Source organism: Priestia sp. JSM ZJ58 (genome assembly GCF_044383985.1).
Classification (GTDB): domain Bacteria; phylum Bacillota; class Bacilli; order Bacillales; family Bacillaceae_H; genus Priestia; species Priestia zanthoxyli.
Genome location: NZ_JBISEM010000001.1, coordinates 2,055,532 through 2,072,862, shown reverse-complemented (window position 1 = coordinate 2,072,862; position 17,331 = coordinate 2,055,532). Strand labels below are relative to the sequence as shown.

At 38.8% G+C, this 17,331-nt stretch carries 19 protein-coding genes and 2 pseudogenes; 1 reads left to right on the top strand and 20 read right to left on the bottom strand.

Annotated elements, in window-relative coordinates:
* Positions 1-12 precede the first annotated feature (12 nt).
* From ACH6EI_RS11040 to ACH6EI_RS11025, 4 genes are all read right to left on the bottom strand, one after another.
* Entirely contained in the window at positions 13-1,008 is a 996-nt protein-coding gene (locus tag ACH6EI_RS11040; protein WP_108674762.1) for an LLM class flavin-dependent oxidoreductase, read from the bottom strand.
* A gap of 14 nt (positions 1,009-1,022) precedes the next feature.
* Entirely contained in the window at positions 1,023-1,307 is a 285-nt protein-coding gene (locus ACH6EI_RS11035) for a DUF3219 family protein (RefSeq protein ID WP_014459792.1), read from the bottom strand.
* A gap of 134 nt (positions 1,308-1,441) precedes the next feature.
* Positions 1,442-2,035, bottom strand: a complete 594-nt coding sequence (gene uptA, locus ACH6EI_RS11030; protein ID WP_014459791.1) for an undecaprenyl phosphate transporter UptA — start codon at positions 2,033-2,035, stop codon at positions 1,442-1,444.
* Between the two features lie 94 nt (positions 2,036-2,129).
* Positions 2,130-2,849 (bottom strand): endonuclease V, encoded by a 720-nt coding sequence (locus ACH6EI_RS11025; RefSeq protein WP_108674763.1) that lies wholly within the window; start codon positions 2,847-2,849, stop codon positions 2,130-2,132.
* A 268-nt stretch (positions 2,850-3,117) separates the two neighbouring features.
* Between ACH6EI_RS11025 and ACH6EI_RS11020 the strand changes: the two genes are divergently transcribed.
* Positions 3,118-3,993: a glycerophosphodiester phosphodiesterase gene (locus tag ACH6EI_RS11020; RefSeq protein ID WP_045291777.1), complete on the top strand. Its 876-nt coding sequence runs from the start codon at positions 3,118-3,120 to the stop codon at positions 3,991-3,993.
* Positions 3,994-4,027: 34 nt separating this feature from the next.
* Here ACH6EI_RS11020 and ACH6EI_RS11015 read toward each other — a convergent pair whose 3' ends face one another.
* The 16 genes and pseudogenes from ACH6EI_RS11015 to ACH6EI_RS10940 form a co-directional block, all read right to left on the bottom strand.
* Positions 4,028-4,540: a hypothetical protein gene (locus tag ACH6EI_RS11015; protein WP_108674764.1), complete on the bottom strand. Its 513-nt coding sequence runs from the start codon at positions 4,538-4,540 to the stop codon at positions 4,028-4,030.
* A 27-nt stretch (positions 4,541-4,567) separates the two neighbouring features.
* Complete coding sequence (locus tag ACH6EI_RS11010) at positions 4,568-5,062, bottom strand: hypothetical protein (protein ID WP_108674765.1); 495 nt, start codon at positions 5,060-5,062, stop codon at positions 4,568-4,570.
* Between the two features lie 53 nt (positions 5,063-5,115).
* Positions 5,116-5,646 carry an ankyrin repeat domain-containing protein gene (locus ACH6EI_RS11005; RefSeq protein ID WP_047750818.1) on the bottom strand — a complete coding sequence of 177 codons (531 nt, stop codon included), beginning with the start codon at positions 5,644-5,646 and terminating at the stop codon, positions 5,116-5,118.
* A gap of 121 nt (positions 5,647-5,767) precedes the next feature.
* A complete protein-coding gene (locus ACH6EI_RS11000; RefSeq protein ID WP_098600014.1) occupies positions 5,768-6,274 on the bottom strand; it encodes an Imm6 family immunity protein in 507 nt (168 codons plus the stop codon).
* A gap of 76 nt (positions 6,275-6,350) precedes the next feature.
* A complete protein-coding gene (locus ACH6EI_RS10995; RefSeq protein WP_048019167.1) occupies positions 6,351-6,809 on the bottom strand; it encodes an antitoxin YezG family protein in 459 nt (152 codons plus the stop codon).
* On the bottom strand, positions 6,800-7,312 hold the full coding sequence (locus tag ACH6EI_RS10990; protein ID WP_108674766.1) for an ankyrin repeat domain-containing protein: 513 nt from the start codon (positions 7,310-7,312) through the stop codon (positions 6,800-6,802). Before ACH6EI_RS10990 ends, ACH6EI_RS10995 begins: the two co-directional genes overlap by 10 nt.
* Positions 7,313-7,418: 106 nt before the next feature.
* Positions 7,419-7,907: pseudogene (locus ACH6EI_RS10985) on the bottom strand (immunity protein YezG family protein).
* A 515-nt stretch (positions 7,908-8,422) separates the two neighbouring features.
* A pseudogene (locus ACH6EI_RS10980) lies at positions 8,423-8,733 on the bottom strand (DUF600 domain-containing protein); the annotation flags it as partial.
* Positions 8,734-8,973: 240 nt separating this feature from the next.
* Positions 8,974-9,489 carry an Imm6 family immunity protein gene (locus ACH6EI_RS10975; protein WP_098999559.1) on the bottom strand — a complete coding sequence of 172 codons (516 nt, stop codon included), beginning with the start codon at positions 9,487-9,489 and terminating at the stop codon, positions 8,974-8,976.
* A gap of 11 nt (positions 9,490-9,500) precedes the next feature.
* Positions 9,501-11,705, bottom strand: a complete 2,205-nt coding sequence (locus ACH6EI_RS10970; protein ID WP_224980216.1) for a ribonuclease YeeF family protein — start codon at positions 11,703-11,705, stop codon at positions 9,501-9,503.
* A gap of 18 nt (positions 11,706-11,723) precedes the next feature.
* Positions 11,724-11,981 (bottom strand): YwqI/YxiC family protein, encoded by a 258-nt coding sequence (locus ACH6EI_RS10965; RefSeq protein WP_013083474.1) that lies wholly within the window; start codon positions 11,979-11,981, stop codon positions 11,724-11,726.
* Complete coding sequence (locus ACH6EI_RS10960) at positions 11,978-12,409, bottom strand: YwqH-like family protein (RefSeq protein WP_013057382.1); 432 nt, start codon at positions 12,407-12,409, stop codon at positions 11,978-11,980. The genes ACH6EI_RS10965 and ACH6EI_RS10960 overlap by 4 nt, the downstream gene beginning before the upstream one ends.
* Before the next feature lie 336 nt (positions 12,410-12,745).
* Positions 12,746-14,140: an MATE family efflux transporter gene (locus ACH6EI_RS10955; protein ID WP_099331078.1), complete on the bottom strand. Its 1,395-nt coding sequence runs from the start codon at positions 14,138-14,140 to the stop codon at positions 12,746-12,748.
* Between the two features lie 154 nt (positions 14,141-14,294).
* A complete protein-coding gene (locus tag ACH6EI_RS10950) occupies positions 14,295-14,927 on the bottom strand; it encodes an HlyD family secretion protein (RefSeq protein WP_025751627.1) in 633 nt (210 codons plus the stop codon).
* Between the two features lie 29 nt (positions 14,928-14,956).
* Positions 14,957-16,612 (bottom strand): MFS transporter, encoded by a 1,656-nt coding sequence (locus ACH6EI_RS10945; RefSeq protein WP_099331079.1) that lies wholly within the window; start codon positions 16,610-16,612, stop codon positions 14,957-14,959.
* Positions 16,613-16,805: 193 nt separating this feature from the next.
* Positions 16,806-17,243, bottom strand: a complete 438-nt coding sequence (locus ACH6EI_RS10940) for a MarR family winged helix-turn-helix transcriptional regulator (RefSeq protein ID WP_014459764.1) — start codon at positions 17,241-17,243, stop codon at positions 16,806-16,808.
* Positions 17,244-17,331: the final 88 nt, after the last annotated feature.

Here is a 17,331-nt window from a genome sequence, read left to right as displayed (position 1 = left end):
GACATTTGGCTCTTATTTTTTGCATTTCTCTGCGACAAGCTCATATGATTTTAATCGGTCAGCCGGATCGTGCGTAATGGTGACAAGCATGAGTTCATCCGCTCCGTAGCGTGCTTGAACTTCTTGAAGACGGACGTGTACTTCTTCCGGGTTTCCGATAATCATAGCTTCTTTCATCTTCTTCATTTTTTTCTCTTCTTCTTCTGTAAGCGGATAGCTGGCCGCTTCTTTAATAGAAGGCACACCTTTTGCTTCCATTTTATCCTGTTGAATTTTCCATAGAAGTGAGCTCGTTGCGATGCGATGCGCTTGCTCGGTTGTTTCAGCGCAAATGACCGATACAGTGACAATCGCATAGGGCTGATTCCCGCTCTGTCTTGGCTGAAAAGCCTGCTTGTACTGATCAATAATAGCTGAACCGTCTTGTTCACTCATAAACTGTCCAAACGTATAGGCCATTCCGTTTCTAGCAGCGAGCTCGGCACTTTTTTTACTTGTGCCAAGCAGCCACGGTTCTGGAGAGACAGGCGGAAGCGGCGAAGCTGAAAGCTTGGCGTACTCATGTTCAGCTGGAAATTTATCGTCTAAAAACTGCAGAAGCTCTTCAACAAGTTCAGGCATTTTAAATACTTGCTGCAAGAAGTTATCCGACAGCGCATTTGTTGCTTCAGCCGATCCACCCGGCGCGCGCCCAATCCCTAAATCAACGCGCCCTGGAAACAGCGTTGCGAGCATGTTATACGTTTCCGCTACTTTATACGGCTTGTAGTGAGGCAGCAGCACCGCTCCCGATCCAATTCGAATTCTATTAGTTTGTGCGCCGATATAGCCAAGCATCACTTCAGGAGCCGAACAGGCAAGTCCAGACAAATCATGGTGCTCTGCAATCCAGTAGCGCTCATAGCCAAGCTTGTCACCAGCCTTGGCCAGCTGCATGGATGCTTCTAACGCTTCCGCTGGAGTCTGATGGGATGAAACGGGCGATTGGTCAAGTATACTTACTTTCATCACGCATCTGCTCCTTATTCGTTCACTTCAATTAAACTTAATGAAAAATCCCCTACCTGGCCTTTTTCATATAAATTTGTAAAAGACGTAGAGTACTGATGAATCGTTCCTTGGAAATCCAGATCTTCTTCTGGGACATTTACATGAAAAGTACCTTTATATAAAAGTGTAGTAATATCATGATATTCCTCACTTGTTACCTTAAAATCAACTGAAACTTTTGTTTTGCCTTTTACAATTTCTTGTTCATAGCTGTAAATTTGAATAGGCGTATCATTTAATACAATTTCTTGTACCACGTTAAATCGTCTCCTTTTTTAGTGCGTATGAAAAATAATAGCACTTGAAGAAGTCATGAGCAAATAAAAGAGCTTCTGGTTGCGCATGCAAAAAAAGCATGGCTTTTCGCCATGCTTGTAGTCCAAAAACGATCTTATACGCGCTTTGTACGCGTGCGTTTGAATACGAAATAAAGAACAATAATCACAAATGCCGCAACTACAAACGGAAGCGTATATTTGCTTGCTACGTCTTCAATGTTCGCCCAGTTCTCGCCTAGCTTTCCGCCTAAGTAAATAAATAAAATCGACCAAGGAATCATCGCTAACACGGTTAAAGACGTAAACTTCCAAAACGGCATTTTAGCAATACCTGCAGGGATCGAAATCGCGTGTCGAACAACCGGGACAAAACGAGCGGAGAAAACCACGCCCGCGCCGTATTTATTAAACCAGTTTTCCGCAAGGTCGATATGCTTATCATGAATAAATAAGTACTTGCCGTATTTTTGAAGAAACGGACGTCCTCCGTAGGCTCCAATCCAATATAAAAACCACTGTGCAATCGTTCCGCCAATAATTCCGGCAATGACTGCTCCTGGAAAACTAATCATGCCTTGAGAAATCATATACCCCCCGTAGGCTAGTACAATTTCACTTGGAATGATTTCAATCATTAAGCCGAGCGCAATACCTAAATAGCCAAGGCTCGTTAAAAAATCCAAAATACTCGTAATAAATGAACTCACCTTTAATCACCTTACTCATTCTTTAATAATTTTACACTACTACTATATTCCAACCATCAGTATAAAAGGAAACTATGAACTCACTATGAACAGCTTACTTCCCTGTTGACTGCCGGTACCTTTTCCGCAGCTCATGCGTATGCAGATCCGCTAGGCGGACCGGAATCGGAAGCTTACTTTCTTTTGAAATAAAATGCATCATAAGCTGATATGACATGTCCAAATCGATATAGTTTCCGCACGACAGAAAAATAGGCTTTACCCCTTTGGCTGTCCTTACTACTCTACCATAAACTTCATCATCAATCACAATATCTTCATAAGCGCCCTCTGTATCTTCAGGCATAACGTAATCATGTCCCTTGATCTTTAAATAGCTTTTCCCAATTCCAACGGTAGGTTTATTGAGAAAAAACGAAGCATGTGTGGCTACTCCCATGTGCTCATAGTGCAAATATCCGTTGCCATCAAATAAAAACACGTCGGGCTCTACCTGAAGTTTTTTAACCGCTTCAAGAATTAAAGGAAGCTCTCGAAAAGCTAGAAACCCAGGAAGATAAGGAACCGTTACTTCTCCTACACTGTGCACTTTTTCCACAACGTTTTTCGTCTGATAATCAACCACTACAATGCTGCACGCTCCGTGAGATATGCCGTTTTCTTCCCAGTACGCAACATCAACACCAGCACAGTTATGTATATGCGTCATTTTGACGCGTGATGTTAAATCAATTTGTGCTTTTAGCTTTTGCTGAAGCGTCCGGCACTCCTCTTTCGTTTGCATCGTAAACGCATGTATGTACTGAATATCCATGTTCCATTCCTTTCATTGACTGACTCACCTATTATACAACTATTTTCTAAGAAATTCCTATTCTTTTTTTCACACCTTCTATTATAGCGCTGTTTCCTTAACGTTTGATTAAAATCGCTATTCGTTTACGCATTTTTTGTAAACATCATCATGAAAAAATCCCTATTTTTCTTTACGAAATGTCAACGTTTTCTACACACTTCCTCTATATCAGCATCACATTTTTTCGTTACGCTATTTCTATACCAACGCATAGGAGAGAAATGTGATGAAAAAATATTTAGCTGGTTTAAGCGCCGTCGCCTTGTTATGCTGTTCAATCGCCTCTTCTGCTTTTGCACGCACGGAAGAAAAACTCACAAATATCGCGCACCGAGGAGCCTCTGCCTACGCACCTGAAAATACAATGGCTGCTTTTCACCAAGCGTTAGAAATGAATGCGGATTACATTGAACTTGACGTGCAGCAAAGCAAAGACGGTGTACTCGTTATTATGCATGACCGTACCGTAGACCGAACGACAAACGGAAGCGGACACATTCGAGAGTTAACGTACGCGGAGCTTCAGCGCTTGGACGCAGGAAGCTGGAAAGGGGATTCTTTTACGAATGAAAAAATTCCAACTCTTTCGCAAGTATTAGATGAATTTCAAGGAAAAATCGGTATATTAATAGAGTTAAAAGCGCCGGAACTTTATCCTGGAATTGAAAAAAAAGTAGCTTTTGAAATCAACAAGCGACAGCTCGATCACGTTATCATTCAGTCTTTTAACGTTTCATCCATGAAAAAAATGCATGAGCTTCTCCCAAACGTTCCTATAGGCATACTAACTTCTTCACAGCGAGACGCAAGCCCAAATTCAATCCAGCAATTCGCCGCTTTTGCCACTTACTTTAACCCGTCTTATGACATCCTAACGCCTGCTCTTATCCACCAAGTCCATTCTGCCGGAATGAAAATATCACCGTGGTCTGGAACCAAGCGGCTTCCCGCTTCATTTTTGTGGAAAACAAAAAGTGACGGAGTGATTACAAATTATCCTGATGAAGTGAATTGGGTGCAAACATCAAGTGCTATCGGACAACAGCTCGAAAAAGGAAGCGCACGCCGAGTAATTACACTTGCCGTCACAATGTGGCCATAGTTCCTGTAATCTTTTACTAGTAACCTCGTCTTCCTTACTGCCTTTTTAACGCTTCAATACGTTTGATTTCACTGAAATACTGAAAGTTCCCTTTAAAACATCTCTCCATCGTTTTAAAAAACTGCTCCGCTCCTCCTAACACCACCATAAAAAAGTCTTGTTTTGGAAGCACTGCTTTTACGGGAGGAGATGTATGCAAGGTATACAGTACAAACTGTTCAGAAGCCGATTTTAAGGTTAATACTAACGGTTGATCTGGAAAATTCATCTCTCCATATCCGGTCTCTTTTAAATTCTCCATTGCATCCAACAAATAAAGCCACATCCCATCTATAACATCCCATGCAGATGCATCAAGAAGCGGCTCACCGTAGTATTCAAGCTTAATAGCTCCTTCAAGGCAAGTAAAATCAAACTGATTACCGTAACGAATGAGTTCTTCTTCGTTCGATATATCGATAAAATAGTGCGATTCCTTTTCATATAGAGATGATAAATCCGTAATCAAATTACCTGGACGCTTAATGAATGTTTGAACACGAAACAACATTATCCCTCCATGCCCTGTTTGCTTTCACAGCTCAAATAAATTTTCTCCGTCCTTATTTACCCAATACTTTTCTATTTTTGGAATCAAACCTGTAAAGTCTTTATACGTTCCTTTCCAATTGCTTGGAACATATTCTTCAAATGAAGCCGGCTCAGGAAACAGTGAGTAAAACGTCTTTTGATCAAAATCCACCAAAAACGAAGGGCTAAAATCTAATACGTCTTCTTCATCTACGCTTTCTATTTTATCTTCAAACAGCTTTAAAAGAGTAGTTGTGTCTGCCTGATACGACTCTATACGTTGTAAAAAAAGCTCAGCATTTTCACTGCTAAGAACTTCGATCCCTTTTCGTTCAGGTTCGATGTATTCATTAACCGCTGAATCACCTTCATTTTCAAAAGCTTGTGCAAACTTTACATAATCCAAATACCATAGCTCTCGATCGGTCACATACCATTGAAACTGCTTTTTATATACCACTCCGACAATTACGTTTTCAGCATATATAGGTTCTAGCATGAGATGGACCTCCTTGCTTTTATTAGCTTTGTGACCTGTTATATACGATTTAATTAATCTTTAAGCACTCTCTTTTGTACTTTTTCATTCAGCTTTTGCTTTAAATATTCAGCAATTTCTATTTGTCCAAATTCCTTAGCATATCGGTACGCATCCATATCCTCGATATTCTCTCCGGTATATTGAACGGAAATATCTATACCTTGATCAACTAGATGTTCAACTACTTCTTTATGACCACCGTAAATTGCTGCGAACAATGGATTTCTTTTTGCTGAGCTTACATCTAATTCTGCTCCAGATTGGATTAAGTACTGTACTATATCTACATGCCCCTCACCTGCTGCCACTCGTAAGGGAGAAGCATCAAATATATCCCCTTTTATATTTACATCGATTCCTTTATGCACTAGATACTCTACTATTTCCATCTGTCCTTTTTTTGCTGCTACGTGTAACCAACTACCAAATGGAGTCATGGTGTGTAGAATTGCTTTATTACTACCTATTAATTCTTTGACTGAGTTAATGTCACCAAGTTTAATTGCATTTCTTATTGCTTTGTTGACGCTGTTTTTCTCCAAAGCATATCCCCCTTAATTTAGTTGCCCATTATTGTCGTTTTTAATATAGACATCTTCCTCAATAATTTAGCTGTTTCTACCGTTTTTATTTTTAAATAGTTGTGGTCAGTGAACTTCACTGTCATACTCGTAGTTCTTTTAACACTTTTGTTCGCAGATCATTCACGATTTTTCTATTCGTATCATCATTTAATAAAGAAGTTAGTCTTTCTATGTAACTATCCGCATTCTCTATACATCTTTCAAAACCATTTACAAAATGCTCTACTAATGTATCATCAACTAAAGCAATGGGTTCGGGATAATATTCGACGCCTTTTCTTTCAAATGCTTTTCTACTAGTATAAGCAACTGCATAAATAATACAGTCCCAGGCTATAACATCTGTTTTATTATCTGACATCTCTTGAATTATTGTGATACCATTTTCCTCGTGATCTAATAATTCATAAAGAGTATCTCCACTATTTTCTTTGTCTTTTAACCATTCCCAGCATTTACATATAACTTTCCGGGCTGAAATTTGATCTTCCTTACGAGAAAGTACCGGTACTACTTTTTCTGAAAGTGCCAGAAAAAATATCACTTTATCATGTTCTGTTAAACTATTGAAATTAGCATTAGTCATTCTTAAACTCCGTTTCCACTTCTCTCACTATGATGAGCTTAACTCCTCCGTCTATATATCTTTTGCTTTTCTATGATTAGGAAAGAAATTTTTTTATGATCTTTTTATCATATTCATCTTCTGAAATAATCCCTAAGTACTTATACTCCCAAATCACCTGTTGTTCATACGGGTCAACAGTAAGAATATCTTCATACCCGTAGTCTATCTCAAATTTCCCATCATGATCTAAATGCAAAGTTAAACTTGTCCATATCTCCTGCTTGTTTTCTATAAATACATCTAACAACTCACGAAAGCACTCTAACTGTTTATCTAATAACACTAAGTAGCTCTGTTCTGACACCTCAAATAGTTCAGGTATATCATGACTATATATAGGTTCATCGCTTCCTTTTGGATAATAAAAGAAATACGTTGTTTGAGAACCTTCTCCTACTTCTGCATACAAATAGATTTCTCGCCAGTCTTCTTGTATCATTTCCTTTAAATTATCGGCCACCTTTTGATAAATATTATTAAGCTTTAATTCCATCTACTGTCCACCTTCTGCTTTAAATATTCAGCAATTTCTATTTGTCCTCGTTCAATCGCAAATTCACAGGCATCCATATTTTTCATCGTATCCCCCGTATACTTTACAGTAATATCAATACCACTCTGAACAAGGTATTTTACAATATCAAGATGACCACCATAAATCGCTGAAAATAAAGGATTTCTACTCGAATCGCTTACATCTAATATTGCACCTCTATCGTATAAGTACTGAACTATGCTAAATTCACCTACACTCGCTGCATGTGCAATTGGCGCTGACTTTGGTACACCTTCATTTGTGTTAATATCCATCCCATATTCAACTAGGAACTTTATCATATCAAGGCTACCAGCTCTAGCAGCCACGTGTAGCCACGTTCCAAAAGGAGTTATAAACTCAAGCAGCCTTTTATCTGTAATCAGAATCTCTTTTGCTTGTTCTGTATCACCATTCTTAATGAAATCATAAGTTTTAACTGCTCTTTCCTTATTATCCATAGAAACCTCCTAAGATATCTTTGTTTATACAGCTTCTTCATTAGTTCATAGTATCAGAGAGATCCCTTTAGTTCTCTCAAATCACTTCCAGAATTCATCTAATGATTTAAATAGGATTATGTGGATACTCTTTTAAATATTGCTCTATTAAATCTTTAGTTTTTTCATCTATTGGTACTTCATTTAAATATTTGCACTTCCAAAGTTTGAGCTGCGCTAAAAAAACATAATCTGTTTGAAACCAATTTGTATAATCAAAAGATACTGAGAATTCTCCTTCTCGATCAAGGCTCATTGTAAAGGAATACCACAAATCCTGATTATGTTCTTCAAACACTTCTCTCACTTTACTACTAAGGTCCAAAAGTTTATCTTCTTTTTCTTAGAATTCTAATTCAGAAACAACAAATCTTTCTGTAATATCTAAGCTATAATGATACGTTTTTTTATTCGAAGGCTGATTATAAAAGAAATACGTTCCTCCTCCATCTTCTGATACCTGTGCATAAAAATAAAATCTTTCCCATTCTTCGGGAATCATATTATTAACCGTTTCTGCTATTTCTTGATACAATTCCTGTAACTGGCTTTCCAATTGCATAAGTTTTATCCTCCTTTCTGGTTTTTAAGTGTTACTATCCCTAGTTCTTCACCTTCAATTTGATACTCTATTCTAAATTTGATAGGGCGTATTGAATGCCATTTTTAACAGGAAAATATTTTTACCGATATTTTTTTAGAAAAGCTTCCTTCAAAGCATTTGCCCAACCTTTATCTTTCTCCATAATAAACCAAATTCCATTAGAACGATTGTTATCTATTTTACCTGCACTAATGTTGTTCCTCAACATGTCGCGTCTGGTTATGTATTCTTTCAAGCCATTTATGGTAACAATATCGTAGATTCCTTTTTCGGTTTCCATAGATTGAGTTAATTTGTTTCACAATTTCATACTCATATAAAAAATGCAAGCACCATCCGTATTTTTACAGAGATACTTGCACTTTTATAGTCGTTATATACCAAAAAACTTCAAAAGAATATCAAATATGATGATCTATTGATTCAAACCAAAGTGAATTCTACTAAGCTCACATATCAATACGAAATTAAAGCTTATTATTTTTCACTTCTTCAAACCACTCATCAGCAATATGACTTGTTGTTTTAATATCATCATGCGTATATAAGTCATACTTGTATTCAGCTTTAAAATTGCTGATCCTTACATCATAGATTAATTTCATCTTAGTAAGCATATCTCTTTGATGCTCTTGATACAATACTTTAATTTTCCCAATATCCTCATTTAAAATATCTAATACCATAAAAATTCGTGGTGCGGATGTATCGTAGCTCTCATCCCCCTCTTCCCAAGCATCATTCAATTTATGGGGTTCTAAGAGTATTTACCATTATAGGAGTACCACCATTATGAAGTTAAATCGATACTCCTTGATGGTACTACCTTAATGGGTTATGAACTTCAATAAATCATCATTTAAGTACACAAAGTATGACTATCTCAAAAAAACAAAAACACTTGTTACCTAAAAGGCTGATTCTCTCTTATCATTTAAGGTAAAATCAGTCTTTAAAAGTATAACAAGTGTGCTTAGATTACTAAATAATTATGAATTTTTTGGGGTTGTTTAGTTATTTATTTCTCAATAGATTCATTAATAAAAATCTTTACTGAAGTTAAATCCACCTTTTTATCAGTATCTTTCGGATAATTTTCTTCCAGAAAGTGTAATAATCCATCTGACAAGCTATTATTCTCATAAACCTTCTCAAAGTTTGTTATGAAACTTTCGACAGTCTCGTAATCAACACTTTCAATAGTCTGTGGGAGATATTTACCTTGTTCATATTGATACGCCTCCCAAATTGTATATGCCAAAGCATTTCCTATACATATCCATACTTTTTCATTATCTTCATCATTATCGAGTTGCATATAAGTCATGATATCTGTTTCATCCATGTTTTCTAAATATAAATAAAGGTTAGATGCGTCAATATTCTTAAATTTTAACCATTCCCAAGCTTTTTCTAATGACTCAACAGCTACTTCAAATCCTTCAGATTTAGAAATCTTGTCAATAATCAAGTCCGATAGCGACAATAGATAAACTACTTTGGCATCCTCACTCAAATTATTAAATCGATTCATTTAACCCACTCCTAATCAATATATACACCATTTTTCACTCTAAAATTTAACCTTCCAGTGACTTTAGTACCTTCTACCGCCTGTGAGGTTACCTCAACAATTAAGTTAGGATATTTTAAACTTAATTGTTTTATTATACCTGGATCTTTTTTAGGATTTCCTAACCCACTAAGACAAGTTGGACATACCCCAGAGGGGTTAGATTGATGTAGCTTAAAAATCCCAACTACATCCTGAGGTTGTATACCTGCTTTCTCGACTGCCTCAACAAATTGATTCGCTACTCCCTCTTCAGCATGTCTTGTAGCAGATGGTATTTTCCCCGAAGATTTTATTGGTCTGTTTGGATTTGATACATCAAGGTCTGGAAGCCCAGCTTCTTTCCTAACTTTCGGTGACCCTCCTTCAAAAATCAACCCTTCAAGTTCCTTTACATCAGTTTTACCTACCGCTATTGTATCAGTTTCTGGAACATTCCACTTTTTTCTTAAAGCGTCCAAATCTGTCTTACCAAAGTGGATATTACCATTACCAGTACCCTCAGTATCCTTTTGAATTGAACGTTCACTCACATGCTCTACTTTTACAGGCTCATCAACCTTTTTGACCGTCTCTACCTTAACCGAATCACCCAGCTTCTCCACATCACGCTTGGACATAAACCTTCCATCAGCTCTGCGATAGCGATTATGAACAGGATCGTAGGTTACCTTACCAATCATCTGCATCGTCTGCTGCTTCACATTCTGCAAGGTCTCTCTCACCGTCTGCTGGGCAAGTGCTGGACCTGCAGGTGCTAGCTCCGGCCCCAGTCTTGGCATACTGCTGTCTAGGATGTTGTTATACGTTTTATGTAGCGACTGTGTCCAAGAGGCCGGTGCATTTTTGACGCTTTGGTAGGCTTGCTTTGTGACGTTGGCAACAGCGCTTGTGCGAAGCGTGTTGCGCATGTTGTTGAGCTTTTCGGTTCCTTTGGTCGCAAGGCTTTGTCCCATTTTCCCCGCTACCTTCGTAGAAAGCGCTCCAGCTCCAGCAATTCCTAATGCTTGCAGAAGACTTGCTTTACGCTGCTCTTCACTGATTTTATTCCCGAACATGTCGCGTCCGGTCATGTATTCTCCTAGTCCGTTTGCAGCCACAAGACCGTAGAGGCCTTTTTCGGTTTGCTCCAGGACTTTGAAGGATTTGGCGGATTTGTAGGCGTCTAGGGCGTGATCCGCTGCGCTTAGGCCTTTAGCCGTTTTGTAGATGGCTTTTCCACCTTTTGCGGCTCTTCCTACCCAGCCGACAACCGGAATGAAGCCGGCTGCTGCCATGGCTCCTGCTGCGACGCGCTGTGAGGTAGAAAGTTTTTCACCCGTAACAGGGTCCACGCCTTCTGCTGCTCGTTTATAATCATAATATCCGCTGACCTCTCCTGTAAAGGTAGAAACCGCGTCCCACGTTTTTTCGTACCACGGCTTGTTTGCTTCTTCTTCTTGCTTTTTTTCCAGCTCGTATACTTCTTCTTGCTGCTTGTTGTAGTCAACATATGAAGTTGCATAGTCGTTTAGCTTTGTTTGAACTTTATACAGTTCGCTGTCGTGATAGGCTTTTTCGTCAAAGGCAAGCTGATAGACACTTCCTCCTTGACTCGTAGCAAGCTCTAAGCCGCTTACTAGCGTATCCACTACCGCATAGAAGTCATCCATTTCGCTGTATTCTTTTGACCATTCAGCGTCAAGCTGGTTCACTGCTTCAATTGTATCGGTGCGTTTTTTCTCTGCTTCTTCTATTTTATCGTTAAACTCACTCGTTGAAAACGCTGAAATAGAGACGATATCATCGATGCCGTTTAAAATACTCTGCAGATCGTCGTGCTGCTGCGCAACCATTTCTTTAGCATTGCTATTGGCGTTTTTTAGCTCTGTTTCTAAAAATGATTCAGTTACAATCGTGCTTCCTGATAGCTTTGCTTTTTCAGCTTTAACGTGAAGCGTTGAAAAATAGCTTTGCTGCATTTTAATTAAGTTTTCCCACTGTCCGGCCGTATCGGCGTGCTGCTTATAAAAAGATTTTATATTGTCAGCGCCTTTTCCTTCTAAGCTGCCATCTAAGTCCGCTACGCCCTGCAGCGCTTTTTTCAGTTCACCCAGCTGGCTTAGTAACTCATCGTAGGCTTTTTCCCTGTCTTTTGCTACATCAAACAGCGCTTTTGCATCGTATACCTTTCCCACAGTCATCCCCCTTTGCTGCTACGAATGGATAATAGATTCGTCTTGTTCTTTTAGTAAGTCTACATTAGATTTTGTATCTTTTACGTTTTTGTTTAGTGCTTTTATATAAGTAGAAATAAGCGTTTGAATTTCTTCTTCGCGCGCTTCCCATTTCTCTGTAGTATCAAGGCTGTTTTTTCCAAGGTCAGGCATTTTGCTAATGGATAAATTTCCAATCGCTGTGCTGACTGCTTCAAGCTTTTTGATAACGTCAGCGTGATCAAGCTTAATTGTCATGAAAACAGCCCCCTTCTAATTTCACTAATCTTGTTTTCTACTGCGTCATAGGCTTCTTCACCTTTAGCTAATAAAGAATCCGCTTCTCCAATAACGGCGTTCAAGCCACTCAAAGCTCCTTTTTCAGCTTCTAGCGCCCATATCTTTGTTTCAATTTCACGAATGTATCCATCGTAATCACCGTCTAAAATGCCTTTTATGTTGTCGTAGGCTGCCGTACGTTTTTCGTCAAAATCATCCGATAACGTACCCGTCCATTTGTCTCCCAGCTCAGGCTTTTTGATGTGTTCAATTTCTTTTAATGAAACAGCTTGTTCATGCTCAATTTTACTTTTAGCCGTTCTTAGCTTAGAAATTTTCCCTTCTACATCTGAGACTCTTCCAGATACTTCACCCAGCAGTCCGTCTAATACGCTTCCTAACCCCATATCGTTCCTCCTGTTCCGCACATTTCGAGTTTAATCCAATAATTATAAGTATAAAATTTGTCTCATTATAGCTAAATAGGAAAAAACTCTCTTTTTTATGCTTCTAGTTTCATGAATTGAGATAAAAATGGAAAATCAGAGAAAAAAGACTCATGTCTAAATACGTCATCCAACCATATACCGTTATCTAAAACAAAGAATAAGTAGAATAAAACCATTTCTTTGTACCCATACCCGTTTTTTCCCACAAATTAAAGCTTTTTGCGTAAAAAGACCAACTTTACTTCGTTTTTTTACACAGCAAAAAACCTCTGCACATTCTGCAGAGGTTTTGTTTTATACTTGAACCGGCGTTGGTTCTTCAGCTGTTTGTTCGTGCTGTATAAGTCCGTAGTTTTCCCATGCTCGGCTTTTCCAGCGAAAAAACATAATAACTGCGCGCGTCCATTCATCGGCTGCGATGGCAAGCCAAATGCCAGCGAGCCCCATGTCTAAATGGAAAACGAAGAAATAACCGAGCGGCAAGCTCATCATGACCATCGACATCGCACCAATTAACACCGGATATTTGGCATCTCCCGCTGCCCGCAGCGAGTTAATCAGCACAATGTTCATCGTTCTTCCCGTTTCAAGCACAATGCTCAGAAGCAGCACCGTCGCCCCAAGCTCAATGATATGCGGATTGTCTGTAAACACGCTGATCAGCTGTGTTCTGAATGTCATCACAAGAACAACCATCATCATCGTTACGGCACTGGCCCATTTGACGCTTTTCCATACGCGATGGTACGCTTCATCTTTTTCGTTTCCGCCTACTAAACGGCCGACAATAATCGCTGTACCCATTCCAATTGCAATGGCAAATAAGTAAATGAACATTGAAATATTCATTGCGTACTGTCTCGCAGCAAGTGATTCTGCTCCTAGGTAGGTTGCATAGTATAAAAAGACAATTTGACAGCCTTGATACATCACTTGTTCAAAAGCCGACGGAATACCAATTTTTAAAATTTTACCGATATATTCTTTTGAAAGCGTAATGTAGTATTGAAATTTCACTCTATATTCCATCACTTGATACAGCAGCCAAAAGAACACAATAAGGGCAACGAATCGGCTGAACGCAGATGAAATTGCTGCTCCTTGTACGCCCATTTCCGGAAAGCCGAACTTCCCGAAGATTAAAGCATAGTTTCCTGCAATATGAAAAATGTTCATTCCAAGTGAAACAAACATTGCCTGCTTCGTAAAGCCATGTACGCGAATAATCGCTGCAAGAGAGTTAATAATCGCTTGAAGAAAAATAGCTCCTCCAACGATGGATAAATAGCTTTGTGCATACAACAGCACGTCACCTTGTAAGTTCATCGCTTCCATCATATGTCTTGAAAACAAAAGAAAACCCGCGCTAATGACTAGCCCGACTCCTAAATTTAACGTAACGGCCAAAGCAGAAATCTTTGACGCTTCCATATACCGTTTTGATCCTAAATACTGAGAGACAACAATTGCCGCTCCGTTACCAATGACCTCTAACACCAAAATCGCAATGTGAAGGTATTGATTGGCTGCTCCGACTCCTGATACGGCATCATCCGACAGCGCGCTTAGCATAAAGGTATCAGCAATCCCCATTAACATAAAAAGAAACACTTCTAAAAAGATCGGCCACGTTAAGAAAAACAAATTCAGCTTTTCTTTTGGCCCTTTTTTTGTTTCGACCGCGGTCATCCCATCACCTTCTTTACCGATATCCAATTTCAAACAAGAAGTATCTTACCACACATTTCCTTTGTATACATCCTCTTTTTAGCACATTTTTTATTTTATTTGTTTAGGCATAAAAAAAGCCGCTCCCTTAGAGGAAGCAGCTTTTTTTCCGTTATTAAATTGAAATTTTCACTTCTGCGTTCATACCTGGAAGAACTTTATCTGATGCATCATCAATTGAAATTTTCACCGGTACTTTTTGCGTTACTTTTGTATAGTTTCCTGTATTTTGAGCAGGAAGCATAGAAGACACTGAGTTTGTTGCGCGACCGATTGCTTCAACATGGCCTTTAAAGACTTTACCTGAATCTCCGTCCACTGTAATGTCGACGCTGTCTCCTTCTTCTAAGTCACCTAGGTCTGTTTCTTTAATGTTTGCATTGATGTAGATTTTAGATAAATCAGCTGTTTGTGCTAACACATCGCCAGCTTTTACTAATTGATTTTGAGATGCGTTGTTTTTAATAATTGTTCCGTCAATCATAGACGTTACGTCTGTTGATTTTTCGCCTTCTTTTAAGCTTCCAACAGAATCACCTTGTGAAACGCTATCTCCTTCTTTTACATTCCATTCGCTTAACTGACCGTTAGCTGAAGCGATGACTTGTGAAAGCGGTGCTTCTACCTGCGCTTCATCTGTTTTAACGTAATTTGCTTTTTCGTAGAAATAATATCCACCAAAGCCTACTAGTAATAAAATCACAATGATTCCAACAATGTTAGTAACCAATAAACGACTTTTACTCATCGGAATTCCTTCTTTCTATAGTTAGTATATTATACAGAGGTTTCTTCTGTTTGAGGTGCCGGCAGCATTTTTCTTTCTTCTTGCGGATCAGCTTCTTCTTGAACCTCTTCTTTTTGAACAAGAATTCTATTTTCACCGCTCCACGCTTTACTTAGTGAAGCAATGAGCATAATTACGCCTAAAATACCAAGCATGAAAAATAAGTTGTGATACGCATGTAAAATTGACGCTTTTTTAGCGCCTGCTACAACAGCCGTCACAGCCGATGTTTTTGCATCTGCTTGACTCATTCCCATACCCATATAGCGTTTAATCATTTCAGACAGCTGCATCTTCACCTGAGGATCTACTGAGCTAATTTGTCCTCGGAAATCTTCATAATAAATCGCGTTTTGTCGAACAACAAACCACCCAATCACAGGTGCCACGATGGCTCCTAATAAATTTCGAATGGAGTGCAGTGAAATGGAACGCATCGAAGCTTGATGTAAATCTCCGGCTAGTGCCGCTCCTAGCGCACCGGATACCAGTGCCATACTAACACCCATACCAAAGAGCATGATGTGAACATATAAACTTACTAGTGATGTATCAGCTGATACATTCACCCAGCTAAATCCTACAATGACAATAAGAAGTGATCCAATTGCTCCAAGGTAACCTGGACCAAATTTGTCATATAAGAATGTCGTTGCAAATGCTGAAATCAGTACCCCAACAAAAAAGTATAAATAAAAATAAGAAAGCGTGGTGTACGATGCATTTTGCACATTTTGCATGACGCCATTAATACCTGCAATGGCTAGAATATAAGCCATATGACCTCCAATTGCCATAATTGTACCCGCAACTGGTTTTACGGCTAGCAGCGATTTTAATGGTACTAGCGGATTTTCAGCCGCTAAATCAACTAAGACAAAAATGACAACTAATCCTGCTGCAGCCAGTAAGAACGGCCACACTTGAATAGAAGCAAATCCTTCGTATCTTAGTTCATACAGTGGATACACTAATAAAATCATAATAAGACTAAGAATAAAGATACTTTTCTTATCCACTGGTCGATCTTCTTGCTGAGTTGGATCATGAGCAGGTAATACCTTATATCCGATAAACAGAGAGACAAGAGAAGCAAGTATTCCTAAAACAAAAACCCAGCGCCAATTATCCATGCTAAGAGATACAGCACCTAAAAAGGCTCCAATCGCCGTTGAACCGAAGAGTCCACCGATTGCTAACACTAAAAAGAAGTTTCGGATTTTATTCGGAAACGAAATCAGCGCGGCTGGAATAATGGTTAAAAACAGCATTCCTGAGCTTAAGCCTTGAATCAGACGACCAAGGGATAAAAACGCCACATTTTCAGAAAAAACGTTGATAATCGAACCTGCTAAAAAGACTAAAACGAACGTTAAGTATGCTTTACGTACGCCATATTTTTTCGCAAGCATCGGACCAATTGGTACCCCAAGTCCAAATGCCAAGTTAGAAATAATAGATGGCAATAGTAAGCTTTGTGTACTCGCATCAAATCGATTTTGAATTAATACTTGATTGACCGTGTAAGATAAATTCAAAAAATACTGAGGGCCAATTGAAAATAGCGTTAAAATCGCCATAATTAAGTATTTAGGTACGCTTAAACCTTGTTTGTCGGAGGCTACTGCTGGATTATTCTGACTCATATTTATTCCTCCTTTTATTAAATTCTTTTCATAAGACTAACAATTCCTTACATATTTTATTGTACAAGTTGTATCATGCAAGTTATAGCAGCACTACATATTATACATCTTTTAAAGAAGAAATCAACTTCTTTGTTTCAACTTAAAAAGACTATTTTTCAATAGCCTTTTTGTTCATCTATATGTATTCGCTTTAACATCCATTACTGCGCCATCTTTTAAAATCGAGATTCAAGCGTGATAAACTTTTTTCCAGTGCCAAAACCTCTTCTTCCGACCAATTTTCTAACACTTCAGCATAGGCTTGTTTACGCTTGCTTTGTACATGCTGCAAAATATCTTTCCCTGCATCCGTCATTTCAATTAAACTAATCCGTCCATTTTCCGGACTTGGAAAGCGACGAACAAACTGTTTAGTCTCAAGCGCAGATACTTGCCGGCTAGCTGTAGATAAGCTCAGCTTTAAATTTTCAGCTAATGCATTAATCCCGAGCGGACTGCGCTGATCTAGCTCGCTTAACAGTAAATATTCAGAACGGTCCAAGCTTCCAAGCTTCGGACTGTGCGTCGTTGTTAGACGAACAAGCAGCGCAATTTCGTGTTCAATGGTTTGCAGCGAGTCTCGCTTCACCTCTGTCTCCCCCTTTATCTCATGAAACATTCTGTACTTTTTAATATGTTTACTATACCGCAACCGTTCGCGTGAACCAACCTTTTTT